Here is a 25,694-nt window from a genome sequence, read left to right on the forward strand (position 1 = left end):
CACGCGGCGGAGCCGCAAAATGTCACAGCCCCGCGCCCCTAACGGCGTTGCCCTTGACGCGAATTTCCAAGCGGGCCTTGGATTTGGTTCGGAAGTACCGAACCGTGACGTCCTCGTGGGCGTTGTAACCGCCTCCGTCCGGTAGCACGCCGGTGCGTTCCTCGAACCCGGCGGGCGTCTGTGTCGCCGCGAAGGCGTGGTGGGACTCGTGCTCGGATTCGCGTTCGTCGGCGGCCACCGCCTCCAACGGGGAGTCCTGCGGTACGGGCAGGGCGAAGATCTCGACGCTTCGTCCTGCTACGCCGACGTGCACGATGGCGACCGGCGTTTCGGCGACCGTCGCGCCGTAGCGGCGTGCGAGGCGGCCTCGGACGACCACGCTCGGGTTGACCGCGCCCGGTTCGAAGCCCAGTCGGTCGAGTTCCTCGCGCAGGTCTTCGAGGGTGTCGGGGAAGACCAGTACCGCGGTGTGGTCGAAGACCAAGTGGCTTGAGATGTCGGCCCGTTCGGCCGGGGCCAGGTCGGGAAACAGTTCCGTCAGGACCTGGTCCGTGTCGTGGGTCTCGACGTAGGCGGCGGCTCGCTTGATGCGGAGTACGTCGGGCTCGGTGAGGCTCATGTGGGGAGGGTTCCTCGGGTCAGATGCCGGTGTAGTTCTCGGCGAAGAAGTCCTGGTGGGCGCGGGAGGTGCGCAGGCTGTCCAGGCGGGCGTACTGGAGGGCGCGGCCGTACCGGGCCTCGGGGTCGTCGGCGGACGGGCCGTGCAGCAGGCCGCTCATCCAGTGCGAGAACTCGTGGGCCCGCCAGACCCGGGGCAGGCAGTACGAGGCATAGCGGGCGAAGTCCGTCTCGTCGCCGCGCGTGAGGGCTGCCACGAAGGCTTCCGCGAGGCGTTCGGCCTGGAGTACGGCGAGGTTGGCGCCCTTGGCCGCGGAGGGACTGATGAGTCCGGCGGCGTCGCCCGCCAGCCAGAGGCGGCCGGTGCCCGGGGAGTCCAGGACGTCCGAGCGCAGGTCGACGACCGTCTTCTCCAGGACCGGCCCGCGCTTCAAGGGGCCGAACTCGTCCGTGCGGAGCCGCTGCGCCAGTTCGGCCCAGACGCGGTCCTCGTCCCAGTTCGCCGGATCGGTGCCTCGCGGGCACTGGAGGTAGTAGCGGGTCACCGTCTCCGTGCGGGCCATGTGGCCGGCGAATCCGCGGTCGTGCAGGGCGTATCCGACGGCCGCCAGGCTGGGTGGAGCCTCGACCAATACCGCCAGCCAGGTCACGCCGTGGTCCCAGCGGGCCGTACCGATGCCGTGCGCGGTGAGGGCCCGGCGGCCGACACCCCGGTGGCCGTCGCAGCCGGCGACATAGCGTCCGGTCACGTCCTCCGCTCCCCGGACCCGTACCCGGCCCTCGGCGATCTCCTCGACCTCGGCGCCGAAGCGGACCTCGCCGCCGCGCCGCAGGTACTCGGCGAGCAGGTCCCGGACCAACTCCTGCTGGGGGTAGACGGTGTGGACCTCGCCCTGACCCAACTTCCCGTAGTCCAGGGTGAATTCGCCCTGCTCACTGCGGAAGAGGCAGGTCCCGTGCGGCCGGCCGCGGGCCAACAGCCCGGCGGCCAGGCCGTGTTCGGTCAGGACGCGTACGGAGTGGGCGGCCAGGAAGCCCGCCCTGGCCCGCCCCTCCACGGCCTCGCGGTCCCGCCGTTCCAGGATCACGCAGTCGATGCCCTGGGCCAGGAGCAGGTTCCCCAGGACCAGCCCCGCCGGGCCCGCCCCGACGATCACCACCCCGGTCCGTGCTCCGGAGTCGAATCGTTTCGCCACATCCACCCCTGATCTTGCTTTTTCGGCCAAGTGGTTTCATATCAGCCAGATCAGGGAGATGAGCAATCGAAGATCGCCTATTAGCCCATAAGGGACCAACTTGGCATATGTCAGTGGTCGTTGTCCAAATGCAGCTTCAGCAGGTCCACGCCGTAGTCGCCGCCGTTGGGGGTGCGGATGATGGTGTGGATGTGTTCCTGGGAGGGGGTGCCGCCGCCCATGCCCATACCGCCACCAGGGGGACCGCCGGCGTTGGCGCTCGCGCTCGCACTGGCGCTCGCGCTCGGGCTCTCCGAGGACGCCTCGTGGTAGAAGAGCGGGGCCTGGGCGTCGTACTCGATGAGCACTACGGGGCTGTGGATGCGGTAGTAGAAGGCGGAGTCGTCCTTCGTCCCGCCCATCCAGTAGAAGTACGTGTCGTCGAGGTGCTTCTCGACCTCGGTCATCTTGACCTCGGCGTGTCCCTCGTTGATGTAGCCGATGTAGACGCGGGCCACGGCCAGGAGCTTCTCCCGCTGGGCGGAGGTGAGTTCGGAGCCGCGCAGGCCCGCGTAGGCGAGCTTGAGGTTGTCCGAGCCGGCGCCGGCCTTCATGTCCTCGTTGCCGTTGTCCTGCGAGGAGACCGCCTTGGCGAGCTGTGCCTTGGTGAGGGAACGGATCATCGCCAGACCGGCCTTGGTCTCCGGCCGGAACAGGCTGATCCTCTCGCCCTTGTACGTGGCCGTGGTCGGCTCGGAGCCCATGAAGGTGGGCGTCATGACGACCTGGTCACCGAGCACGAAGTAGTTGATGGCGACGTGGTGACCCTCGTACTGGAAGCCCCACGGCTTCGTGGTCGACGGGGTGCCCATGAAGGTGAAGAAGTAGTGGCCCTCGGTCAGGGTCTTCTGGTTGCCGCCGTTGGAGTCGCCGAGGAACTGGTTGAGCTTCATGATGTTGCGGGTCTGGGTGAGGCCGTCGGCGGACAGCGCGACGCCGAGCAGGGAGTAGCCGAGGTCACGCTTCTTGTCGGTGAGGTCGCCCATGCGGACGCCCTTGCGGTCGTAGCCGTCGACGTTGCTCCAGGCCGTCCATTCGTCGGCGTCGACGGCGAAGGTGCAGGACTTGCGCTCCTTCGCGGAGAGCCCGTCGAGGAACGCCTGCGCGGCCTTGACCAGTCCGTCCGTGGAGACGCCGGTCGAGTGGACGGTGAACAGGTCGTCGACGACCGTGCCGTCGGTGGTGACGCCCTTGAGGTCCTTGTACTTGACCTGGGAGGCCCCGGGGCCCATGCCGCCCCCGCCACCGCCTCCCGCGCCGGGCCCGCCCGACGGCATACCGCTCGGGGCACCGGCGGACGGGGAGGCGGTGGACGAACTCGCGGTGTCCGACGAGTCGTTGGAGCAGCCGGTCATGGTCGCCACGGCGGCGACACCGCCGGCGAGCAGCGCCTTGTTCATGAACCAGCGGCGGCTGCGCTCGGAGGCGGGGGTGTGGGGTCGGTGTCCATGCATGGGGGTCAGCGTCCCGGCCCAACCTGAAGCATCCCTGGGCGAAGCCTGTGAGCCCGGGTCGGGGGCGAGGGCCGCGGACCCGGTTCAGCTGCCGCCGTTGTCGGCCTCCCGCTTCGGTGCCTGGAAGCCGCCGATCTCTTGCTCCAGCAGTTCGGCCAGCCGCAGCGGGGTGCGGTCCTCGTACATCGGGCCGATGAGCTGCACTCCGACCGGCAGCCCCTCGGGGGACAGGCCCGTCGGTACGGCGGTGGCGGGCAGGCCGGGCATGGTGGCCAGACCGGCCCAGACGAGCTGGTCGAGGTACGGGTACGCGACGCCGTCGATGTCGAGCCGGCGTTTCATCGAATCCGGTTCGTGGTCGTGCGGGAACGCCGGAGTGGGCGTGATCGGGCACACCACGGCGTCGAACTCGGCGAAGAACCGACGCCAGCCCTGCCGGTGCAGCTCGCGACGGTTGTTCGCGTCGGCCCAGTCGCGGTGACTCGACACGAGTCCCCGCAACCGCGCCGCGTCCAGACCCTGATCGTCCGCGCCCAATCCGGCGGCGAGGCCGCGCAGTTGCTCGTACGTCTCGGCGGGAAAGCGTGCACCGACTCCCGCGAACCACAACTGCGTGTAGATCAACGCCGACTCGGCGAGGCTGGGCAGCAGCGCGCTGTGCCGTTCCACGTGCGCGCCGCCGTCGGCCAGCGCGTCGGCCACGCGTTGCACACCCGCCCGCACGGCGGTCCCGGTCGGGATGAACGGATGCTCGTCGAGGACCAGGACCCGGAAGTCGCCGAGCCGCTCGTGCCGCGCGGGCGGCAGCGCCAGTTCGTACGCAACACCGTGCGTCAGCGGATCCGGTCCGGCCATGACGTCGAGCAGGAGCGTGAGGTCGCGGGCGGTGCGCGCCATCGGACCGACGACGGCGAGGTCCGAGGCGACCGGCCAGGCCGGCACGGCGGGCGGGACCGAGCCGCGGGTGGGGACCAGTTCGACCGTCGGCTTGTGCGCGTAGATCCCGCAGAAGTGTGCGGGGGTGCGCAGCGAACCGCCGATGTCGGAGCCGATGGACAGCGCGCCGAACCCGGCCGCCAGGGCCGCCGACGATCCGCCGGAGGAGCCACCCGGTGTACGGCCGTGATCCCAGGGGTTGTTGGTGGTGCCGTAGATCTCGTTGAAGCTCTGCACGTCCTGGAGTCCCAGGGGCACGTTGGTCTTGCCGAGCACCACCGCGCCGGCGTCCTTGAGCCGGGAGACCTGCACCGCGTCCTCGGCGGGCAGGAAGTCCCGGTGCTGCGGCATGCCCCAGGTCGTGGGCAGTCCGGCGATGTTGTAGGACTCCTTGACCGTCACCGGGATGCCGAGCAGCGGCCGGTCCTCACCACGGTCCCGCGCCCGGTCGGCGTCGCGCGCGGCGTCCCGCGCACGGTCGAAGTCCGGTACGCAGATCGCGTTGATCGCCTTGTCGTCCCGCTCGATGCGGGCGATCGCCTCGTCGGTCAGTTCCACCGAGGTCACCTCGCCGGCACGCAGGGCGGCGGTGAGTTCTTCGGCCGAGTGATAGCTCCAGTCCATGATTTCGACCGTAACGGCCGCCGGCTCAAGCCACGAAATACCTTTTATCGCAACGGAATTGATGTCCCGACCGGCCGACCTCGCGGTCACCGCCACAGCACCGCCCAGCCCGGCAGATCGATCTCGGCGCGGACCGTCTTCCCGGGCGGCTCCCGCTCCAGCACCTCCCACCGGTCCGCGACCGCGTCCACGAGGAGCAGTCCGCGGCCGGACTCGTCGAGCGGGTCGGCGGGCGCGGCCACCTCGCCGGGTGCCGGCGGGCGTCTGTCGCCGACCGTGTCCGTCACCTCGATCCGGACGCTGCCCGTGACGAGGGACAGCCGCAGCTCGAAGTCCCGCCCCGGCACCCGGCCGTGCGTCACCGCGTTCGCGGCCAGCTCGGCGACGACCAGGGCGACGGCGTCGGAGGCGTCGCAACCGGGCGGGATGCCCCAGGTGTGGAGCTGGGCCACGGCGAGGTGCCGGGCGAGGCGGGCGGCGCGAGGGGTTGCGCTCAGTCGCTGCGCGAACGCACGTACGGTGACCGGTTGTTGTGGGGTGGGGAGCGCTGTCATGCGCCCAATCTGGCGGGCCGGAACGGCTGTTATCCAGGTGAGCACCGCGTACAGCGCGGCAGCGTACGCGGTTACGGACTGGACAGTACGAGTGACGGAACGTGACCATGGGTGCGGGAGGTGACCGACTGTGGTCGATGAGCCGGAGGCGTCGGACAGCTTGCGGACGTTCGGGGCGGTGCTTCAGGCGCTGCGCGAGCATGCGGGACTTGGGCGGGAGGAGTTCGGCGCGCTGGTGGGGTACTCCAAACATACGGTGGCGTCGATCGAGTTGGGGCGGCGGATGCCGGATCGGGCGCTGATGGAGCGGGCGGAGGAGGCCCTGGGCAACGCGGGTGCGTTGCGCCGGGCGTTTCCGACGCTGGCTCGTCAGCCGGGGTTGGCGGCGTGGTTTCGGCGGTGGGCGCGGTTGGAGGGGGAGGCGATCACGCTCTACACGTATGAATGCCGGTTGATTCCAGGGCTGTTGCAGACGGAGGCGTATGCGCGGACGCTGTTCGCCAACCAACTCCCGCCGCTGGACGACGAACAGATCGAGGCGCAGTGGGTGGCGCGGGCGGAGCGGCAACTGCTGTTGCGGGAGCGGCCGAACACGGCGTTCGGGTTCATTCTGGAGGAGCACCTGTTCCGGCGGCGCACGGGTGGGGTCGAGGTCACGCGGGAACTCATCGATCACGTACTGGAGGTCGCCGAACAGCGCAACGTCGAGATCCAGATCATGCCGATGGCACAGGAAGCACACGCCGGACTCGGCGGCCCCATGCGGCTGTTGGAGACCTCGGAGAACCAGCGCTTCGCCTACTGCGAGGGACAGGAGAGCGGCCAGTTCATCGCTGATCCAAAAGTGGTCAGCATCCTCCAGATGCGGTATGCCAGGATGCGCTCACAGGCTCTTACCCTCCACGACTCGTTGAGCCTGTTGCAGCGGATTCGAGGAGACATATGAGCACCACGGAACTGGTCTGGTTCAAGTCGAGCTACAGCAGCGGCTCCGGTGATGACTGCGTTGAGATCGCTCTCTCCTGGTCCAAGTCCAGCTACAGCAGCAGCGGCGACGGGGACTGCGTCGAGGTCGCCGCCTGTCCGGGGACCGTCCACGTCCGTGACTCCAAGGACCGCCACGGGCCTCAGCTCGCTGTGTCGCCTGGTACCTGGGCCGACTTCCTGGCTCACGCGTGTGGGAGTGCTCAGTAGGCCAAGTCGCCTGAATGGAACCGCAGGCGCTCGCCGAACGCTTCCTCGCCCAAGACGTCGAGGTGCGCCGAGGCCGTACTCCAGAGGTCCAGCCTCAGGTCGGGTAATTCGTGAAGCGGCTGCAGGTCGAGCGTGCCTCCCTTCACCAACCCCATGCCCAACTTGCGCAAGTTGGGAAAGACGCGGCTCAACTCCTCCATGTCGGCATGGTCCTCCAGGCCGGTGATCATCAGTCGCTCGATTCGCGGCACCGGATCCAGTTGCCTCAGTTCCTGGAGGGAGTCGACCGCCAGGGCGATCCGGGTGAGCTGGGGTGCGTGGAGCGCGGCACGGATGTGCCAGGCAGGAGAGTGGCTGAGCCCCTCGACCGTCAGTGACCTCAGCTCGGTCCATGCCTCCATGGCATCGAGCCGTCTGATGGCTTCGACCCCCACCTCCAGGTGGTGTACGCCCGGGAGTGGTTCGAGATCTTGCCCGCCTCCTCCGGTTACCCGTAGCACCATCAGGTCGAGGCTGGCCAGTGCGGAGAGATCCACCAGGGACCGACAATCCCGCACTTCGAAGCTTCTCAAGTCCTCACGGCTGCCTAAGAAGTCGAGGTTTGTGACGGCCTCGTTCCGCCAGATCGCGAGGGATTCGAGTTGCCGCACCGGCAGGTTGGCGTCCAGTTCCAGCGGGTCGTACGAGCCGTGCACGGTGAGCTTGGTGACGGACCCGAAACGGGGTATTCGTACTATTTGCTCGCGCTTGTCGACGTGCAGATCGGGGAGTTGGGCTCCGTCGAGCACCTCGCTGACGTACTCCTCCAACGGGTGCAGATCCCAGCCTCTGGCCACCTCGCTGCGAATCTCCGGGTCCGGATGGAACGCGCAATGCCGCAGCTTCTGCCGGGACTTCGCGCTGCGTACCCGGGTCAGGAGCCGCACCGTGTTCAGGGCTGCGCGCTCTTGCAGCCGTTCCCCGTCGGGGAGCACGCCCACTACCCAGTCGCCCAGACCCGCGAGTTCCTCTACTTCCTTGGGATCGCGCGGTGGCATGAGGTCACCCACCCGTGCCCGCACCACATTCATCACCGACTGACTCAACACCGGGGCGTTGATCGCGCACCGCGCGGCCAGTACGTGGAGACGGAAACGGCCCCAGCGCTCCGTGGTCGAATCCCCGTAGTCGAGCAGGGTCTCGATGAGGCGGCCCACTTCCGGACGTGCGGCGTGTCCGACCGACAGCACGATCACGTCCTGCCAGGCTTCGCTGCCGGCGTGCTCCACGAGTTCCAACAGATAGCCGCTCTCGTGGAACTCCTTGGCTGCCAGGAAGTCCTGGAACGTCCGGTGGATGAACTGGACCGCGTCATCGGCTCGTTCCTGGAGCAGACCGCTGCGGTCGAGCAGAAAGCGCAGGACGTGCTCAGGCGAACCCTGCTCCTGGACGGGCGGCATGTCCCTTATCGCGAGGCCCAGTTGATGCACCGCCTCGCCGTGCGTCATCTGCTGCTTCCCGGTGCGTACCAGCCAGATGGCCAGCCGCTGGAGCAGCGCGTGCTGTTCGTCGGAGTCCAGCTTGACCTGACCGGCGTGCAGCACACCGCGCCCGGCGTCACGCCCGCCCAGCAGCATGGCGAGGGCGGCCCGGTACAACTGCCAGCGTGTGGTGGGCAGCAGACCGCGGCGGCGCCGGTGCAGGGCGCAGATCACGGCGCACAGCAGCGGGGTGCGGGCGAGGCCCGTCAGGGCCGCGTTCCGCTCCAACTGGTGCACCAGATCCTGCTCCAGAGAGGAGAGGAGTTCACGCTCCTCGCTGCCGCGTCGGCCGTCGTAGAGGCTGTCGCACTCCAGGCGGGCGGCGTTGTGCCAGGCATGCACAAAAGCACGGATGTCGTCGTCGCTCATGGGCAGGAGGGTCAGCTCGGCAAAGCCGTCCGCGTCGAGCCAGTGCTTGTCGACCGCGTTCGGGCGCACGGTCGCGAGACATCGTGTGCGGGGATAGCGGTCGAGGAGCGCCACCAGCCAGCGGCGGGCCCCCTCCCGTTCCGCCTCCGGGACCTCGTCCAGACCGTCGACCAGCAGGAGGCCACGACGTGCTTCGAGCACCCGGCCGGCCCAGCCATCGGGCTGTCCGTCCGTGGCCGTCGGCCCGGCGGACAGAAGTTCCGACACGGCAGGGAACCCTCCACCTTCTGCATGCACTTCACGCAACGGGACGACAAAGGGGACGAGGCCGTTGAGCTGGGCCAGCTCACCGCTCAAGGTTCCGTTCGCGGCGTGGGCCGCCAGCCACCAGACGAGGGTGGTCTTGCCTGCGCCCGCTTCACCGCGCAGCAGGGCACGGGGACGGTCGATCAACAGGGAATCGATGCGCTGGGCGCCGCTCCATGTCGTACGAATCCGCGTGGATCCCACTGGCCTGTACGAGTGCGCGAGGCCCTCGGCCCGCAGGCTCAGATACGCGGTGTCGAGGTCCCAGCGGGACTCGCTCCGGCCGAGTTCCTCGATGCCGAAGATCTCCGTCCTGCGGTACTGGGAACTCAGATCCTTCGCGTATCGGGCCTCGAAGTGCTCGTCGTGGGGGTGGACTTCGACGATTTCCTCCAGCCATGCACCGCGGACCAACGCGGCACCCTGCTCAAGGATGTCTGTGATCGGTGTGCCTTCGATCCTGAAGTGCTGACGGCTCTGGGGAACCTGGGTCACCACACCGAGCAGCACCGGGCCGGCGAAGACCGGAGCGCCGGACAGCCCGGCGAGCGGGGATCCGCCGCGATCCCAATCGGCGGCGGCCGGACGGTCGAGTTCGCAGGTAAGGATGCCCTTGGCGCGTCCGGCCATCGGCAGCACGCTCACCCGGTACTGGTCGTAGTCGAGATCCTCGCCACGCTTCCCGTAGCGCATGACCTGTGGGAACCCGACCACCTCGCAATGCAGCAACGGGGCGTCGGTGGCGACCCTGCCCAGTCGGAGCCGACCCATGGGGGCGGCGAGGTCGGCGCTGATCACGTCCTCGGACGTGATCAGCACGGCCACATCAAGTGCCGTGTCGGCCCAACCGAGGCGGCAGGGCAACGAGTTGCCCGACGAAGGATGGATCACGATGACGGAGACGGCGTCGGCCACCACATGCAACGCCGTAAGTACAGTGCGCTCGTCGAGCAGCACCCCGCTCCCCTGCCCGTGATCGGCCTGCACCACCACAACCCGCCCCAGCGCCTTCCCCCCACTCACAGCCCGCCCCCACCCCCGTCGTCGGCCACGCTGCGGCCAAAACTAGAGACCCCGTCCCACCCACCGCCACCGATTCCCCCCAAGTCCCCCCGATACTGAGCACCATGGGATTCGCCGTCTTCATGACCCTCCCCGGACTGGTCATCGCGCTCACTGTCGTCGCCTTCGCCGACCAACTCCTCCTCCGCGCCGGCCGAGCCGGCCTGCTCCCCTGGCGCAACAGCGCCCGCCAGGGCCAGATATCGGCGACCGGCTTCGAACAACTCCACGCCAGCTTCTCGCCGGGCAAGCAGAACGAACTCAAGGAACGCCAGTCGTCCTTGGTCATGCGGGACGACGAGGAGGACGGCGCCCCACCGAACCGCACGACGGTGAACCTCGACGGAGGGACGGCGGTCGTCCGCCTACGGCAGGGACCCCGATAGAACCAGGGGCAAATTGCGATGCGCCCGGGCACCACGCCGGTCAGACTCGCGGACATGACCGAGAAGATCACCCGCATCAACCCTGAGCAGCTCCACCAAACACCCGGCTACCACCACATCACCGTGGTCGAGGCAGGCCGTACGGCCCACCTGGCGGGACAGTGCCCGCTGGACGGGAACGGTGACCTCGTCGGCCCCGGTTCCCTCGAATCCCAGGTCGACCAGGTCGTCGCGAACGCGCTCACCGCCCTGGCAGCGGTGAATGCCGAGCCACACCACGTGGTGCGGTCGGTGATCTACGTACGCAGCGACGAGCAAGCTGCCCTCGGAGCCGCGTGGCACCGGCTCACCACCTCGGCCCTGGGCCCGGCGTTCACCACGGCCAGCACGCTCCTCGGCGTCGCCCAACTGGGCTTCACCGGACAGCTCATCGAGGTGGACCTCACCGTGGCACTGCCTGACTGAGCTTTCCCGGAGACGGGCAGGCGTCCCTGCACGGGCTCGATCCGGAGCACGCCTTCCGAGCTTCCGCCGCGAGTCCCGGTACCTGCGTGGCAACCCACGTGTCCGACAAGTAACTTGACGCCCCGTCACTTTGCCTAACCCACAGCCCTTCGACAGAGTCGCTCCTTAATCTGCCGTGTCCATGACAGACACTTCGGAAGCAACCCCCACCCCAGTCGGCCGCCGAACCGTGCTGATCGCCACCGGCGCCACCGCAGCCACGCTCGCCGTAGGCGCCGTCGGCGCAGCCGCACCCGAAGCCCCCACGGACGCGATCCCCGCCGCCGCGGCAGCCGTCTGCACCCTCACCAAGGAGATGACCGAAGGCCCCTACTACCTCGACGGACAGTACGTCCGTGCCGACGTCACCGAAGGCAAGGCCGGTGTCCCGCTCAAGCTCGCGCTCACCGTCGTGGACGACGACACCTGCGCCACCATCCCCAACGCCCTGGTCGAGATCTGGCACTGCGACGCCCTCGGCGAGTACTCCGGCTTCGTCGGCAACAACGGCCACACCGAGCCCGACGACGGCACCTTCCTGCGCGGCGGCGTGCTGACCAACAGCGCCGGCCTCGCGAGCATCACCACGATCTACCCCGGCTGGTACCGCGGGCGCTGCGTGCACATCCACGTCAAGGTGCACACCGGCGTCACCCTCACCGCCGACGGCTCGTTCACCGGCGGCACGGAACTGCACACCGGGCAGCTCTTCATCGACGAGTCGATCACCACCAAGGTCGCCGTGGTCTCGCCGTACTCGACCAACACGGTCACCCGCACCACCCTCGCCCAGGACTCGATCTACGACGACGGAGGCGCCGCGTCCGGCCTCATGACGCTGACCGCGCTGGGCAGTTCGACCTCGGCCGGCTACACCGGCACGCTGACGCTCGGCGTCGAGCGGAGCTGACGCAGGGGTGGCCCGCACACCGCGGGCCACCCCCTCACACCCCGGTCAGGACGACGGGCACTGCTGCCACGCCATGTGGTAGATCGTGCTGATGTCCCCGTCCGTCGAGTCCATCGTCATGAAGCTGACCTTGCCGGGGTTCGCCGACCCCGCGGTCACCCTCAGCTCGGTGTTGATGTTGAAGTTGCGCTGAACTCCGCAGGGCGCCCAGACCAGTTGGGCCCAGTCGGTCTCGTCGGTGGCCTGCCAGTTGTCGTTGTAGGGGCCGTTCAAGGGGTGGGTCTTGGCCACGGTCTGCGGAGAGCCCTGGAAGTAGTACGAGGCCCGCTGCGTGCCGTTCGCGCCGCCCTGAAGCGCGGCGAAGCCCCGGTAGTCGGCGCTGGCGATGGCGTACGTGAAGCCCGAAGGGACGTGGACGACCAGGTTGAGCTGGCAGTTCCTGCGGAACGCCGTCGGGTCGGAGGTGCCGCCCGCCTGGGCGAGGTAGTCGCTGTAGGTGACCGTGAACGCGGTGTTGTCCTCGGACACGGCGACCGCGGTGGTGCCCTGCGGGCAGCCGGAGCCGTTCACCGTGGCGACCTTGATGATGATCTTGTCCGGGGGCGGGTCCTCGAACCCGCCCGACGGATTGTGCGCGGGAAGCGCGGTGGTGAGCAGAGCGGCGATGGCGCCGCCCAGCAGAAGTCCACCAGACATGGTGTCTCCGGTTCTGTGAGTGGGGGGTGGCACGCCCTCGGCCCTGTGCGGAATCTATGGGGATTCTGTGAAGGCCGGGGGCGATCGCATCGTAGGAACGCACACCGACGACGGTCAGGGCGAACTCAAGCCATTCACAGACGCGCTATTCACACTGTTTCCACAGCATGTGAACTCTGTTGAAATAAGGGGGCGTTGACCGATCCATCCCTAGCGCCTTCACAGCCGCACATCAAGGAATCCTTCAGGTGCGCCCCTAGCTTCATGGCCATGACGGGAAACACGGAGCACCACAATCAGCACAGCCAACAGCCCGCCCGGCACCGCCGGGACAAGGGCCTCCAGCGTCGCCGCGTCCTGATCGGCGGCGGTACCGCGGCCCTGGCGGGCGGTCTCGTGGCCGCCGGTCTCGCCTCGGCCGACACGCCCGCCACAGGGAGCGGGTCGACCACCGTCTCCACCGAGGCGGCTGCCACCGACTCGGCGACGAGCGGCGTCTGCACCCTCACCTCCGAGGTCACCGAAGGCCCGTACTCGCTCGACGGCGCCCTGATCCGCGAGGACATCAGGGAGGACAAGGAAGGCGTCGAGGTCCAGTACACCTTCACCGTCGTCGACCAGGACAACGACTGCGCTCCGCTCGCCGACGCCCTCGTCGAACTCTGGCACTGCGACGCGCTCGGCGAGTACTCCGGCTTCGTCGGCAAGAACGGCCACACGGAGGACGACGACGGCACCTTCCTGCGCGGCGGGCAGCTGACCGATTCCGACGGCCGGGCGACCATCACGTCCATCTGGCCGGGGCACTACGTCTCGCGCGCCGTCCACGTCCATATGCGGGTGCACACGGACGTGACCCTCGCCGACGGCACGTACACCGGCGGCACACTCGTCCACACCGGCCAGCTCTTCTTCGACACCGACATCAACGAGGAGGTGCAGGCCAGTTCGCCGTACTCGGACAACACCACCGCCGAGACGGCCCTCGCCGACGACTCCGTCTACGACGACGGCGGCGCCGCCTCCGGCCTGCTGACCCTGACCGCCCTCGGCTCCGGCGTCTCCGACGGCTACGCGGCCACCCTGACCGTGGGCGTCAGCACCAGTTGATCAGCCACCGGGTGAACGGCCACCGGCCGACCCGCCACCGCTGATCACACCCCGACCGGCTGCCGCCCCTCGGCGGACTCGGACCCGGTCCCCGTCCCGCTCGCCCTCTCCCGGTGCGGCGAGGGGCGCGGACCGGGACGCCGGGGCGGCAGCCCACCAGCCTCGCCCGACCCCGTACGACCTCGCTCGATCCTTTACGGGTTCTCCCACGCCGCCGGTTCCGCCGCCAGCTCCCGCACGGGCTCCGGCAGGGCGTCCGCCGCGATGTCGGCGATCGTGACGCCCTCCAGGATCTTGCGCACATTGGCCCGCAGCGCGATCCACAGCGGCAGCAGCGGCTGGGCCGACCCGGTGTACTCCAGGCCGGTGGGCCGCTCGCCGCGTACGGACACGATCGGGCCGTCCACCGCCCGTATGACATCCGCGACCGTGATCTTCGCGGCCTCCCGGGCCAGCCGGTAGCCGCCGCCCCCGCCGCGCCGGCTGTCCACGACCCCGGCGCGCCGCAGATCGCCGAGGATCCCTTCCAGGAACTTGTGCGGGATGCCCTGCTCGGCGGCGATGGCCTCCGCCTTCACCGCTGCGCCGTCCTGCCGAACGGCGAGCTCAAGAACCGCCCGTACCGCGTAATCCGCCCGTGCCGAGATCCTCATACGACCATTGTGGGGTGTCCCTCCGTACACAATGACCCCGAATTCGCCCGCCGACGGACCCGCACGACGGAGGCTTCCTTGGGGCTCAGCAGACGTACCTTCAGCGCACTCGCCGGATCGGCCGCGCTCGGCCTGGCGCTCGGCGGCAGCGGGGCGGCGAGCTGCGCCTACGCCGCGCCGAGCGCGCCCACCGGCCCCTCGCCCGCGCCGCCCGGCGCGGACGGCCGCCGGCACACGATCGAATTCGACCGCTACTCGCTGCTCGTCGACGGCAGCCGCCTGGTCGTCTGGTCGGGCGAGCTGCACCCCTTCCGGCTGCCGAGCCCCTCCCTGTGGCGGGACGTCCTGCAGAAGATGCGCGCGCACGGCTACAACGCGGTCAGCATCTACGTCTCCTGGAACTACCACTCCCCCGCGCCCGGCAGCTACGACTTCACCGGCGTCCGCGACCTGGACCTGTTCCTGACCATGGCCGCCGAGACCGGCCTGTACGTGATCCTGCGCCCCGGCCCGTACATCAACGCCGAGATCGACGCGGGCGGCTACCCCGGCTGGCTGACCGTCACCAAGGGCACGGCCCGCACCTCCGACCCCACGTATCTCGGACACGTCGACGAGTTCCTCACCCGGGTGAACGCGATCGTCGCCCGCCACCTGTACACCGACGGCGCGGGCACGGTCCTGCTCTACCAGATCGAGAACGAGTACAACGCGTACGTCGACCAGCCGGCCGGCCGCGACTACATGGCCCACCTGTACGCGAAGGTGCGCGCCGACGGCATCGACGTGCCCCTCTTCCACAACGACAACGGCCGCAACGGCTACTGGACCCCCGGGAGCTTCGACATGGGCGGGGAGGAGGGGCGTTGGCTGTACGGCTTCGACGGCTACCCCTCGCCCAGCCAACCCGCCCCGGACTGGGGGCACTTCGGGATCGGCGGCGCGAAGGGCGGGGCCACGGCCAGCCCCGACACTCCCGGGTTCGTGCCGGAGTTCGGGGGCGGCTGGTTCGATCCGTGGGGCGGGGTCGAGTTCAAGGGGAAGGGGTACGCGGAGTCCCGGCGCACCCGGGACGCGGCGTACGAGCGGCGCTTCTACCTCACCAACCTCGCCAACGGCATCACCCTGCACAACGTCTACATGACCTACGGCGGCACCAGTTGGGGCTGGCTGCCCGCTCCCTGCGTGTACACCTCGTACGACTACGGGGCCGCCATCGACGAGGCTCGGCAGCCCACGGCGAAGCTGGTCCCCATGCACCAGCTCGGGCATCTGGTCCAGCACGTGCCCGACCTCGCCAAGCTGGACCGCGCGGCGGACGTCACGGTGACCGGCCTGAAGGCGTACCACCTGGCCAACCCCGACACCGGCGCCCAGGTCTACGTCCTGCGCAACGACGGTACGAAGGCGGTCACTTCGACCGTGCCCGGCATCGACGCGCCGGTCACCGTGCCGGCGAAGGACGCGCGACTGCTGGCCGCCGGGATCCAGCTCGGGCGGCGGAAGGTGCGGTACTCCACCGCCCAGCCCATGCTGGCGCTCACCGCCGGACGGCAGGAGATCGCCGTGCTCACCGGGCCGACGGGCGAGCCGACGGTGACCGCGATCGAGTGCGAGGTCCAGCCGACGGTGGCCGTGCTGGACGGGGACGCCACCTCCACGTACACCGACGGGCTGCTGCGGATCGAGGCCGAACTGGGCGGGCTCACCCGGGTGTTGGTGTCCGGTTGCGGGACCGCGACCCCGCTGCTCCTGCTGCTCGCCGACGACGAGACCTCCCTGCGGCTGTGGCCCTACGACACCCCGTCGGGGGCGGTCCTCGTCTACGGGCCCGCCCTGGTGCGGACGGTGACGGTCACCGGGGTGACGGTCGCGCTCACGGGCGACACCGTCACGGAAGCCGAACTGGAGGTGTGGGGGCCGCGCGGAATCCTCGAAGTCACCTGGAACGACAACGACTTGACGACCTCCGCCACGCCCTCCGGAAGCCTGCGGGCCGCGCAGCCGCTGCCGGGCGTCGGCACGGTCGCCCTGCCGTCGCTGGCCGACGGCTGGCGCAAGAGGGCCGAGAACCCGGAGGCCGCCCTCGCCTTCGACGACTCCGCCTGGAAGACCGCCGACCGCACGACCTCGTTCAGCACCACACCGGTCCCCGCCGGACAGCCGGTGCTCTTCGCCGACGACTACGGCTTCCACTACGGCGACGTCTGGTACCGCGGCCACTTCGCCGACGCGACCGGTGCGCAGTCCGTGTCCCTCGCCTACAGCACGGGCACGCAGGGGCTGCTGCTCGCCTGGCTGGACGGGCAGCCGCTGGGCGCGCACCGGATGCCGGTGCCGGACAAGACCTCGGTCCGGCAGGGGAGTTGGACGGCCACGGCCGAGTTCGCGGTGCCGCAGGCGCTGCGCACCTCGGGCGCGCACGTGCTGTCCGTGCTGGTGCGGCGGATGCAGCACGACATGGACGGCAAGTCGACGGACACCCACAAGGTGGCCCGCGGACTGACAGCGGTGACCTTCAAGGGGGCTGCCCCGAAGGTGAGTTGGCGGATCCAGGGCGAGGCGGCGGCCGATCCGGTGCGCGGGCCGCAGAACAACGGCGGGCTGTACGGGGAGCGCAACGGCTGGCATCTGCCGGAGTTCGGTGACGGTGAATGGGCCCTGGGCGAATTGGTGAACGCCGAGAAGCGGCAGGGCGTGACCTGGTACCGGCGCAGCTTCAAGCTCGCCGTCGACGCCGGCATCGACGCGTCGATCGGGCTGGTCCTCAACGACGACGTGGCCCGCGCCTATCGCGTCCAGATCTTCCTCAACGGCTGGAACATGGGCCAGTACATCAACGACGTCGGCCCGCAGCACACCTTCGTCCTGCCGAACGGGATCCTTCGCACGCGCGGCACCAACACCCTTGCCCTGGCGGTCCTTTCGGACGGCACCACGGCCTCGGGTCCGGCGGAGGTGGGCCTGACGCTGCTGGGTTCGGCGGCGGGAGGGGTGCCGGTGACGGCGGTGTGAGGGGCGCGGGTGAGCGGCGCCGGGAGCCGGGTGCGGGCGTGACCTGAAAGGGACGTACGCCCGCATTGCCTTCTTCGGCAGGCTGGTTCACCGTGTGGGCCCATGGGCCGCGAACGGTGATGAGGGGGAACTCCCGTGCGAAGACGGCGATTCATCAGTGGCGTGGTGGGAGTCGGGGCCGGACTCGGTCTGGTCTCGGCGAGCACGGGAGCGGCCCGTGCGGGCGCGGCGAGGTCGGCGAGCGCCGGTGTGCCCCACGACTGGACCGCCGTCCCGGCTCCGGACTGCGCCCCGGCCGCCCAGCTGCTGGACGTGGCCGCCGCCGGACCCGGTCTGGCCTGGGCGGTCGGCGAGGAGGGCCGCAACGGCGGCACACGCGGGACCCCGTTGGCCCTCGTCTGGGACGGCTCGGTCTGGAGCCGCGTCGACCTCTCCCACCTCGGCTTCAGCGGATACCTGCACGCGGTCGCCGGCACCGCCGACCGCGCCTGGGCGCTCGGCCACGGCACGACGGGCGGGTACCGGCTGCTCGCCTGGGACGGCGTGACCTGGCAGGACGCCGACTTCCCCGGCCGCGGAACCTCCGGCACCGACCTCACGGACGTCGCGCTCGGCCCCGACGGCGACACCTGGATCTCCGGGCGCTCCAGCGACGGCCTGCTCCTGCTGCACGGCCAGGGCGCCGACTGGACCTGGGAGCCGGCGCCCCCGAGCGGCACCACCGCCACCCCGTCGGGCCTGCGCGTCCTGCCCTCCGGTGACGTCTGGGTCTACGACAGCGCCCTCATCGCCCGCTGGGACGGCACGGCGTGGACCGAACTGCCCACGCCACCCGGCATCCGCGCCTCCGTCACCGGCCTCCTCCCGGTCGCCGACGACGACATCTGGCTCACCGGCTACTCCTACGGGGTCGGCGGCCCGCCCGGCAAACCGCCGAGCGTCACGCTGATGCACGGCGACGGCGACTCCTGGACCTACGTCACCACCCCGTTCACGGTCGGCATGCTGTCCGGGATCGTCGACGACGGCCAGGGCGGCCCCGACCGCATCGCCGGCTGGGACTTCTGGGACCAGACCCGCGCGCACCACCTCCGCTGGGAGAACGGGAGTTGGGTGAGCGAGCGCGGCCCGACCGCGACCACTCCGGTGCTCCCCCTCGCCCTCGCGGCGGTCCCCGGCACGGGCGGCTACTGGTCCGTCGGCACGACGTCCTCGTACCCGTATCCGCCCGCACAGGTGCACATCGAGACCTAGGCCAGCCGGATCACGTTCCACGACAGCGGTTCCAGTACGGCGGTGAGGGTGCCGTCCGTGAGGGTGGTGCCCTCGACCGGGTGCGGGGTCACGCGGTCGGGGTCGGCGAGGGTGTTGCGGGCGTCCGGGTCGGCGTCCGCGAGGGCCGTGTGTTCGGCGACGGAGGTCAGGTCCAGGCCGGACAGGGCGACTTCGAGGGGCAGCGGCTCGGTGCGGCTGCGGTTGACGGCGAAGACGGTGACAGTGCCGTCGTCGGCGCGGACCGCGGTGGCGTGCAGCAGGTCGGTCTCGCCGTACACCTTGGTCTCGTGGGTCGGCGAGTCGACGCGGACGTCGAGGACCTGGCCGCGGCCGAAGCGGGAGGCCTGGGCGAAGGGGAAGAAGGTCGTCTGGCGCCAGGCCGGGCCGCCCGGTTCGGTCATGATCGGGGCGATGACGTTGACGAGCTGGGCGAGGCAGGCGACCGTGACGCGGTCCGCGTGCCGGAGCAGGGCGATGAGCAGCGAGCCGAAGACGACGGCGTCCAGCACGCTGTAGTTGTCCTCCAGCAGGCGCGGCGCCTCCGGCCAGTCCGCCGGGTCCGCGTTCTTCGTCTGCTCCTCCCAGTCCGACGTGTACCAGACGTTCCACTCGTCGAAGGAGAGGTTGATCTTCTTCTTCGACTTGAGGCGGGCGCCCACGTGGTCGGCGGTCGCGACCACGTTCTCGATGAAGGACTCCATGTCGACGGCGGAGGCGAGGAAGGAGTCGAGATCGCCGTCGTGCGGCTGGTAGTAGGCGTGCAGCGAGATGTAGTCGACCAGGCCGTACGTCTCCTGGAGGACGGTCGCCTCCCACGCGGCGAAGGTCGGCATCGCCTGGGACGAGGAGCCGCAGGCGACGAGTTCGACGCCGGAGTCGATCTGGCGCATCGCGCGGGCCGTCTCGGCGGCGACCCTGCCGTACTCCTCGGCCGTCTTGTGGCCGGTCTGCCAGGGGCCGTCCATCTCGTTGCCGAGACACCAGACCTTGATGCCGAAGGGGTCCTTGTCGCCGTGCGCGATCCGCTGCTCGGCGAGGGCGGTGCCGGCGGGGTGGTTGGCGTACTCCTGGAGTTCCAGGGCCTCGGCGACGCCTCGGGTGCCCAGGTTGATCGCCATCATCGGCTCCGCCTGGGGACCGACCTTCTTCAGGAACGCGATGTACTCGGAGAGACCGAACCGGTTCGTCTCCGTCGAGCGCCAGGCGAGGTCGAGGCGGCGGGGGCGGTCCTCGGCGGGGCCGACGGAGTCCTCCCACTTGTAGCCGGAGACGAAGTTGCCGCCGGGGTAGCGGATGGCGGTCACGCCGAGTTCGCGGACCAGGTCGAGGACGTCGGTGCGGATTCCGGCCTCGTCGGCGGTGGGGTGGTCCGGTTCGAAGATGCCGGTGTAGACGCAGCGGCCGAGGTGTTCGACGAAGGATCCGAAGAGTCGGGGGTTCACCTCGCCGACCGTGAAGGCGGGGTCGAGCGTGAAACGGGCGGTGGTGGTGCTCATGGGGACCCTTCGGAAACGGGGGCTGGAACGGGGCTGGCGACCGTCCGGGATATCGACTCTCGCTCGCATCCTCGAACAGGACCGTAAGGAGGAAGCGCTTTCTCGGTCAATGGTCCGGGCGGAACTTTCCAGCCAGAGGGGTAGTTCCGCACTGAACCACTCGCACCGGATCACATGACGTGGACCGGACCTGCCGCGTACGCTCGAACCGCCCTGCCGCCCGGCGGCCGGGCGGGAAGGGGCACGATGGACATCGCGGGCGCGCGGAGGAAGGCGGCCGGGATCGCCGCTGCTCTCATGCGCTCGCGAAGAGCCGCCGGGCCGCGCTTCGGCACCCGCTTCGGCGCGTACTTCGGGACGCGCGCCGGCACGCGCTCGGGGATGCGGGAGCTGACGGCCCGCCTCGGGGCCGCGGTGGCGGCCAGACCGGACCCGCCGACCGGGGTGCGCGAGCTGTGCCGGGCGCTGTGCGAGGAGATGAGCGCGCTGCGCGGCGGACGGCCCCTCGATCTGCGCTTCGAGCGGTTCCCCGACGAGATCGAGGTCACCGGACTGTGGGTGGAGTTCCAGGACTTCGACCTGGTCATCGTCGAGGAGCGGGCCGAGGCGGTGCAGCAACTGGTCATCCTGGGCCATGAGTTGTGGCATCTGCACGCCGCGCACGGCCATCACCACGTGGCAGGTCCCGTCGCCGCGCACGCCCTGGCCGACCGGCGCGAGTGGACCGACGCGGCGCTGACGGTGGCCGCGCGCAACGGCTCGCGGCAGAGCGACGAGGCCGAGGCCGACGACTTCGGGCACCGGCTCGCCGCCGCGTTCCGGCCAATGCTCGACGGGCGGACCCCCGGCGGGGACCTCGACCCCTTCCAGCGGTCCCTGGGCTACCGCGGGCGCGGCGGGCCGCCGCGGTGAGCTTCGTCAACGAGTTCTACCCGTCCTTCTGGTGGATCCCGGCCGGGGTGCTGACCGCCGCGCTGGCCATCAAACTGCCCACCATCATCCGGCTGTGGAGCGACCCGCTGCTGCGGGCCGTCGGCGGACTACTGCTGCTCGCCTGCGCGGTGTTCGTGTTCGTCGCGCCCGCCACGATCGCCTGGGTCAACCGGGTCACCGGCGTCACCAACATCTCGGCGCCCTGGGTGTATTCACTGCTCACCGCGTTCTGCGGCTCCTGCCTGCTGCTGATCATCGCCTGGCGCAACGGCCTCGCGGACCGCTCCGCGCAGACCGTCCGCGCGATGCGCTGGGTCGTCGCCACCTACTCGGGCGTGATCGTCGCGCTGTGGGTGCTGTTCGCGCTCGGCGACGCGCCCGTGGAGCGGCTGCGGGACCTGGACACGTATTACGCCAATACCGCGTACCTGCGCGAGATGATCCTGCTCTATCTCCTCGCCCACACCGTGGCCACGCTGATCACCTCGTGGCTGATCTGGAACTGGGTGCGCGCGGACGGCCTCGACGCGTGGCTGCGCTGGGGGCTGAAGTTCCTCGGAGTCGGCTACGCGATCCAGTTGGCCTTCGACGCGGCCAAGCTCACGGCGGTCGCGGCCCGTTGGGCCGGGCGGAACCTGGACTGGCTCAGTACGGGGGTGGCGCCGCCGATCGCCTGTCTGTCGGCCATCCTGATCGCGATCGGCTTCATCCTGCCGCACGCCGGCCAGTACCTGCACGACCGCTGGCGGGTCCGGTTCGCACACCGCGAACTGCGGCCGCTGTACCTGCTGTTGCGCACGGTCAACGGCGGCGGCACGCCGTTCCTGCTGCGGGCCACGCCCGAACTCCGGCTGATCCGCCGGGAGACGTTCATCCGGGACGTGCTGCTGCCGCTGGCCCGGCACATCGACGAGGACCGCCGCCGCTCCGCCTACGACGCCGCGCTCGCCCTCGGTTTCGAGGCCGGCCGGGCCAAGGCGCTCGCCTCCGCCGTGAGCATCCAGGACGCCGTCGCCGCTCGGCACCACGCGGCGGACGGGGCGGGCGACCACGACGGCGACACGACGGATCTGCTGCGGGAGATCGGCGCGGTGTCGCGTGCGCTGCGTCGGCCGGAGGAACTGGCGGCGGTGCGGGGGCAGGTGGGGGCGAGGGCACGTGCCGAGGCGGAGGTGACGGTTCGGTCGCCGTCCGCGACGCATCCCTCGCATCCTCCGGCGGAGGATCACGCGGTCTGAGAGCATGTCGGCTGTTGCACACACGGCCGTCGAACACCCGAGCAGCCCCGGGGAGCGCGGTGCGAGCCGACAGGGAGATGCGCGGTGGGGACCAACAGGGACATGCGTCGTCTCGCCGACGTCCTCGTCGACCCCATCCGCGTGCCGATCCCGGCCGACCCGGAGCTCCTGTTCGAGGCGCTGGTCGACTCCGTCAGCGCCTGGCGCGGCCGTGAAGTCCTGGTCCACCGCGCGGTGTTCCCGCCGCACACGGCCAGCGGACTGTGGCTGGAGGGCGAGGCCCACGACGACGTCGTCGTCGACCGGCGGGCCGCGCCCTGGCACCAACTCGTCATCTTCTGCCACGAGGTGTGGCACATGCGTCAGGGCGGCACCGGCGGTGCCCGTACCGACTTCAGCCTCGCCGAGGAGCAGGAGGCCGACCGGTTCGGGATGCTGATGGGCGGCCGGCTGCGCACCTGGCTGGAGGCGTCCACGGACTCCGTGTTCGCGTCCGCCGGCAACGACTCCCCCGACCTCGCCGGCCGCATAGGCGCCGCGCTCAACCACCGTGGGACACAGAGATGAGCGGTCTCATCAACTACGTCAGCTGCGGGATCCTCTGGCTCGGCCTGCTCGTCAAATCCCCCGACCTGCGCCGCCACCGCCACGACCCCTATCTCCGGGCGATCTGCGTGGTGCTGGGCCTGGCCGGCCTGTGCTTCTTCCTCGGCGCACCGCCGACGGTGGCGTACGTCAACGGCGTCAGCGGAGTCCCCAACCTGGCCGCGCCGCTGACGTACGCGTCGATCACCGTGTACAGCGCCGCCGCGCAGGTCCTGATCGTGTACTGGCGGGGCGGGCCGCACGTGCACCGCGTCGCGCGCCGCTGGGTCGTGGCGTACGCGCTGATCGTGCTCGGCATCGCGACGATGTTCGCGCTCGGGGACGCGCCCGTGGAACGCCGCACGGACCTGGACACCTACTACGCGACCACCCCCTTCATCGCCGAGATGATCGTCCTCTACCTGGTCGGACACCTCGCCGCGACCACCGTCACCACGGTGTCGTCGCTGCGCTGGGCCCGCCAGGTCGGCGGCTGGCTGCGCGCGAGCCTGCTGACGCTGGGCATCGGCACGCTGTGCAACGCCGGGTACAGCGTGAGCAAGCTGGTCGCCGTGATCGCCCGCTGGTGCGGGACGGACTGGCCCCTGCTCGGCTCCCAGGTCCCGCCGGCCGCGGCCGGGCTCGGCGCGGTCCTGACGGTCGTCGGCGTGCTCCTCCCGCTGATCGGACCCCGGCTGAGCGCGTGGCGCCGGTCCCGGCGGACGTACGTCCGACTCGCCCCGCTGGAACGGGAGTTGGACGACATCCTGACCCGGCGCGCGCTGCGCCTGCCGCGCCCTCGCTGGTCCTCCCCCACGACCCGGCTGGTCTGGCGCCAGACCAGCATCCACAACGGCCTCAGCCACCTCGACGCGTACTTCGACCACGCGCTGTACGAGCGCACGCGGGAGGAGGTCCTGCGCACGACCGCCGACGCCGACCGGGCCGAGGCCACGGCGTGGGCGACGGTCATCGTGGCGGCGATCGCGGAGGAACCGGAGCGGGTGGACGCCGGGACGGCGGGGGCGTGGACGGCGCCGGTCGGACTCGGGCGTGGAGTCGTACTCGGGGACGAAGGCGAGCTTGTGGAGCGGATGTTGCCGAGGACGAGGGACGGCGGGCTCGGCGGGCGGGTCGAGGCCGAGGTGGCGGGCAGGACAGCGGCCGGAGCAGCGGGTGGCCCTCCGGGACCAGCCGGCGCGTCCGGCTCGGGTGCGGGAGCGGGGTCGCCCGGGCAGGTGTCGCCGGGCGTGCGGGACGACGGGCTCGCGGGGCGGACCGTGGCCGGGACGGTCGGCAACGCCTCGGGGCAAGCCGGCGCGCCTGGCTCGGGTGCGGGAGCAGGGTCGCCCCGGCGCGTGTTGCCGGGCGCGTCGGATGACGGGCTCGCGCGGCGGACCGTGGCCGGGACGATCGGCAACTCCTCGGGGCAAGCCGGAACGTCCGGCTCGGGTGCGGGAGCGGGGTCACCCGGGCAGGTGTCGCCGGGCGTGCGGGACGACGGGCTCGTGCGGCGGACCGTGGCCGGGACGGTCGGCAACTTCTCGGGGCAAACCGGCGCGTCCGGCTCGGGTACGGGAGCGGGGTCGCCCCGGCGCGTGTTGCCGGGTGCGTCGGATGACGGGTTCGCGCGGATGACCGGGGTCGGGACGGCGGGTGGTCCCCCGGGGCGGGGCGCCGTGTCCGATGTGCCTGCGGGAGCGGGGGCGCTCGGGCTGGTGCCGGAAGTGGAGGTGTTGGTGCGGATCGCCGACGTGCTGGCCGAGGGGACCGTCGTCGCGGGGGTCCGGGTGCCGACGGGAGCCGCGTGAGTCTCGTCGTCTATGTGGCCGCGTGCGCGCTCGCGCTCTCCTCGGGCCTGCTGTTCCGTCGGCCGCGTACCGTCGCGCGGGATCCGCTGACCCTGTCGACCTGCGTGGCGATCGTGCTCGGCTCGCTCGTCTTCGCCTGCTCCGCGCCGCTGACGCTGGCCGCCGTCAACGACCTCACCGGCATCCCCAACTTCGGTGCCCCGCTGACCTACGGCATGCTCACCGCGTACAGCTGCTCCCTGATCGTGCTGCTGATCCACTGGCGGGGCGGGCCCCCCGCGCGGGTCCGGCGGGCGGTGCTGGCCTGCGTGACCGCGTACGGGCTGCTGGTCGTCGCGATCGTCGTGCTGTTCGCGCTCGCGGACGCACCCGTGGAGCGGTTGCGGGACCTGGACACGTACTACGCGAACACGCCGTACATGCGCGAGATGATCCTGTGCTACCTGCTCGCGCACACCGCGGCCATGGTCGTCATGTGCGCCGTGTGCCTCAAGTGGGGCCGCGAGGTGACCGGCCTGCTCAGGACCGGACTGCGGCTGATCCTGACCGGCGCGATGCTGGACGTGCTGGGCTTCCAGCCGGCCAAGTACACGGCGGTGGTGGCGCGTTGGTACGGCCACGACCTCGACTTCCTCTCGACGTCGGTGGCGCCGCCGCTCGCCTCGCTCGGCGCGCTGTTCTGCTCGGCCGGCTTCGTGCTGCCGCGGCTGCTGCCGCCGGTCGCCGCGCACTGCCGCAGCCTGGGCGAGTACCGGCGTCTCGGTCCGCTGTGGGCACGGGTGCGGTTCGTGTCGACCGCGCCCAAACAGCCCTCCGCCTGGTGGCAGTTACCGCTCGCCCGGCTGCGCTGGCGTGAAGTCTCCATCCACGACGCGCTGTTGGCACTGGCGCCGTACTTCGACGACGGCGTACGCGAGAAGGCCCGGCGGGCGGCGCTGAGTTCGGGCCGGGACACGCATCAGGCGCGGGTCGCGGCGGAGGCCGCCATGCTCGCCGACGCCGCCCGCCGGGCCGCCGCACGGGCCCGGCCCCTCGACCCGCCGAGCACGTACCGCCTGCACGCGACCGAGGTGGCCGGTCCGGGCGGCCTGGTCGAGCTCGCCCAGGCCCTGGCGGAGACCCCCGCCTGCGACACGCTGCGTGAAGGTACTGTGAAGGCTTCCCATGGCTGAGTGCGCCCGTGGCTCCCGCCCCGTGGCCGACCCCGTGG

Annotated in this window: 22 protein-coding genes; 13 read left to right on the top strand and 9 right to left on the bottom strand. The window is 70.5% G+C overall.

All coding sequences use genetic code 11. From position 1 onward, the window contains the following. Window positions 1–22: 22 nt before the first annotated feature. The 5 genes from ACIP6U_RS40645 to ACIP6U_RS40665 form a co-directional block, all read right to left on the bottom strand. Window positions 23–619, bottom strand: coding sequence for a hypothetical protein (locus tag ACIP6U_RS40645; protein WP_401727785.1), 597 nt, complete (start codon window positions 617–619; stop codon window positions 23–25). A 19-nt stretch (window positions 620–638) separates the two neighbouring features. After that, window positions 639–1,814 (bottom strand): 4-hydroxybenzoate 3-monooxygenase, encoded by a 1,176-nt coding sequence (locus tag ACIP6U_RS40650; protein WP_401727786.1) that lies wholly within the window; start codon window positions 1,812–1,814, stop codon window positions 639–641. Window positions 1,815–1,924: 110 nt separating this feature from the next. Further along, window positions 1,925–3,307 (bottom strand): DUF3500 domain-containing protein, encoded by a 1,383-nt coding sequence (locus ACIP6U_RS40655; protein WP_401727787.1) that lies wholly within the window; start codon window positions 3,305–3,307, stop codon window positions 1,925–1,927. Window positions 3,308–3,391: 84 nt separating this feature from the next. Then, entirely contained in the window at window positions 3,392–4,867 is a 1,476-nt protein-coding gene (locus ACIP6U_RS40660) for an amidase (protein ID WP_401727788.1), read from the bottom strand. 86 nt (window positions 4,868–4,953) lie between these two features. Beyond that, the gene (locus ACIP6U_RS40665; RefSeq protein ID WP_401727789.1) at window positions 4,954–5,421 is read right to left on the bottom strand and encodes an ATP-binding protein; all 468 of its coding nucleotides are present in this window, start codon (window positions 5,419–5,421) and stop codon (window positions 4,954–4,956) included. Between the two features lie 130 nt (window positions 5,422–5,551). Here ACIP6U_RS40665 and ACIP6U_RS40670 point away from each other — a divergent pair, with 130 nt between their 5' ends. Both ACIP6U_RS40670 and ACIP6U_RS40675 read left to right on the top strand, forming a co-directional pair. Continuing rightward, the gene (locus ACIP6U_RS40670) at window positions 5,552–6,367 is read left to right on the top strand and encodes a helix-turn-helix domain-containing protein (protein WP_401727791.1); all 816 of its coding nucleotides are present in this window, start codon (window positions 5,552–5,554) and stop codon (window positions 6,365–6,367) included. Then, on the top strand, window positions 6,364–6,615 hold the full coding sequence (locus tag ACIP6U_RS40675; protein WP_401727792.1) for a DUF397 domain-containing protein: 252 nt from the start codon (window positions 6,364–6,366) through the stop codon (window positions 6,613–6,615). Before ACIP6U_RS40670 ends, ACIP6U_RS40675 begins: the two co-directional genes overlap by 4 nt. On the opposite strand, the gene ACIP6U_RS40680 is transcribed toward ACIP6U_RS40675, so the two are convergent. Next, complete coding sequence (locus ACIP6U_RS40680; protein ID WP_401727793.1) at window positions 6,609–9,833, bottom strand: NACHT domain-containing protein; 3,225 nt, start codon at window positions 9,831–9,833, stop codon at window positions 6,609–6,611. The genes ACIP6U_RS40675 and ACIP6U_RS40680 overlap by 7 nt on opposite strands. Window positions 9,834–9,937: 104 nt before the next feature. On the opposite strand from ACIP6U_RS40680, the gene ACIP6U_RS40685 reads away from it, so the two are divergent. From ACIP6U_RS40685 to ACIP6U_RS40695, 3 genes are all read left to right on the top strand, one after another. Continuing rightward, window positions 9,938–10,258 carry a DUF6191 domain-containing protein gene (locus ACIP6U_RS40685; RefSeq protein WP_401727794.1) on the top strand — a complete coding sequence of 107 codons (321 nt, stop codon included), beginning with the start codon at window positions 9,938–9,940 and terminating at the stop codon, window positions 10,256–10,258. Window positions 10,259–10,312: 54 nt separating this feature from the next. After that, window positions 10,313–10,723, top strand: coding sequence for a RidA family protein (locus tag ACIP6U_RS40690; protein ID WP_401727795.1), 411 nt, complete (start codon window positions 10,313–10,315; stop codon window positions 10,721–10,723). A gap of 181 nt (window positions 10,724–10,904) precedes the next feature. Beyond that, window positions 10,905–11,672, top strand: coding sequence for an intradiol ring-cleavage dioxygenase (locus ACIP6U_RS40695; RefSeq protein WP_401727796.1), 768 nt, complete (start codon window positions 10,905–10,907; stop codon window positions 11,670–11,672). Between the two features lie 45 nt (window positions 11,673–11,717). Here the strand turns inward: ACIP6U_RS40695 and ACIP6U_RS40700 are convergent, their stop codons facing one another. After that, entirely contained in the window at window positions 11,718–12,368 is a 651-nt protein-coding gene (locus tag ACIP6U_RS40700; protein ID WP_401727797.1) for a DUF4360 domain-containing protein, read from the bottom strand. Between the two features lie 264 nt (window positions 12,369–12,632). Here ACIP6U_RS40700 and ACIP6U_RS40705 point away from each other — a divergent pair, with 264 nt between their 5' ends. Further along, a complete protein-coding gene (locus ACIP6U_RS40705; RefSeq protein WP_401727798.1) occupies window positions 12,633–13,478 on the top strand; it encodes an intradiol ring-cleavage dioxygenase in 846 nt (281 codons plus the stop codon). 194 nt (window positions 13,479–13,672) lie between these two features. Here ACIP6U_RS40705 and ACIP6U_RS40710 read toward each other — a convergent pair whose 3' ends face one another. Beyond that, window positions 13,673–14,131, bottom strand: coding sequence for an RrF2 family transcriptional regulator (locus ACIP6U_RS40710; RefSeq protein ID WP_401727799.1), 459 nt, complete (start codon window positions 14,129–14,131; stop codon window positions 13,673–13,675). A 78-nt stretch (window positions 14,132–14,209) separates the two neighbouring features. Between ACIP6U_RS40710 and ACIP6U_RS40715 the strand changes: the two genes are divergently transcribed. Both ACIP6U_RS40715 and ACIP6U_RS40720 read left to right on the top strand, forming a co-directional pair. Beyond that, a complete protein-coding gene (locus tag ACIP6U_RS40715) occupies window positions 14,210–17,146 on the top strand; it encodes a beta-galactosidase (protein ID WP_401727800.1) in 2,937 nt (978 codons plus the stop codon). A 135-nt stretch (window positions 17,147–17,281) separates the two neighbouring features. Then, on the top strand, window positions 17,282–18,400 hold the full coding sequence (locus tag ACIP6U_RS40720) for a hypothetical protein (RefSeq protein ID WP_401727801.1): 1,119 nt from the start codon (window positions 17,282–17,284) through the stop codon (window positions 18,398–18,400). Here the strand turns inward: ACIP6U_RS40720 and ACIP6U_RS40725 are convergent. Beyond that, window positions 18,397–19,917, bottom strand: coding sequence for an alpha-N-arabinofuranosidase (locus ACIP6U_RS40725; RefSeq protein ID WP_401727802.1), 1,521 nt, complete (start codon window positions 19,915–19,917; stop codon window positions 18,397–18,399). The two genes, ACIP6U_RS40720 and ACIP6U_RS40725, sit on opposite strands and share 4 nt — an antisense overlap. A 246-nt stretch (window positions 19,918–20,163) precedes the next feature. On the opposite strand from ACIP6U_RS40725, the gene ACIP6U_RS40730 reads away from it, so the two are divergent. The 5 genes from ACIP6U_RS40730 to ACIP6U_RS40750 all read left to right on the top strand — a co-directional run bounded on the left by ACIP6U_RS40730 (window position 20,164) and on the right by ACIP6U_RS40750 (window position 25,656). Continuing rightward, window positions 20,164–20,829, top strand: coding sequence for a toxin-antitoxin system, toxin component family protein (locus ACIP6U_RS40730; protein WP_401727803.1), 666 nt, complete (start codon window positions 20,164–20,166; stop codon window positions 20,827–20,829). After that, window positions 20,826–22,088, top strand: a complete 1,263-nt coding sequence (locus tag ACIP6U_RS40735) for a DUF6545 domain-containing protein (RefSeq protein ID WP_401727804.1) — start codon at window positions 20,826–20,828, stop codon at window positions 22,086–22,088. The genes ACIP6U_RS40730 and ACIP6U_RS40735 overlap by 4 nt, the downstream gene beginning before the upstream one ends. Before the next feature lie 102 nt (window positions 22,089–22,190). After that, window positions 22,191–22,655 (top strand): toxin, encoded by a 465-nt coding sequence (locus ACIP6U_RS40740; RefSeq protein ID WP_401727860.1) that lies wholly within the window; start codon window positions 22,191–22,193, stop codon window positions 22,653–22,655. Then, a complete protein-coding gene (locus tag ACIP6U_RS40745; RefSeq protein WP_401727805.1) occupies window positions 22,652–24,484 on the top strand; it encodes an MAB_1171c family putative transporter in 1,833 nt (610 codons plus the stop codon). The genes ACIP6U_RS40740 and ACIP6U_RS40745 overlap by 4 nt, the downstream gene beginning before the upstream one ends. Beyond that, window positions 24,481–25,656, top strand: a complete 1,176-nt coding sequence (locus ACIP6U_RS40750) for an MAB_1171c family putative transporter (RefSeq protein ID WP_401727806.1) — start codon at window positions 24,481–24,483, stop codon at window positions 25,654–25,656. The genes ACIP6U_RS40745 and ACIP6U_RS40750 overlap by 4 nt, the downstream gene beginning before the upstream one ends. The last annotated feature ends 38 nt before the right edge of the window (window positions 25,657–25,694 follow it).

Source organism: Streptomyces sp. NPDC088794 (genome assembly GCF_044750545.1).
Taxonomy (GTDB): domain Bacteria; phylum Actinomycetota; class Actinomycetes; order Streptomycetales; family Streptomycetaceae; genus Streptomyces.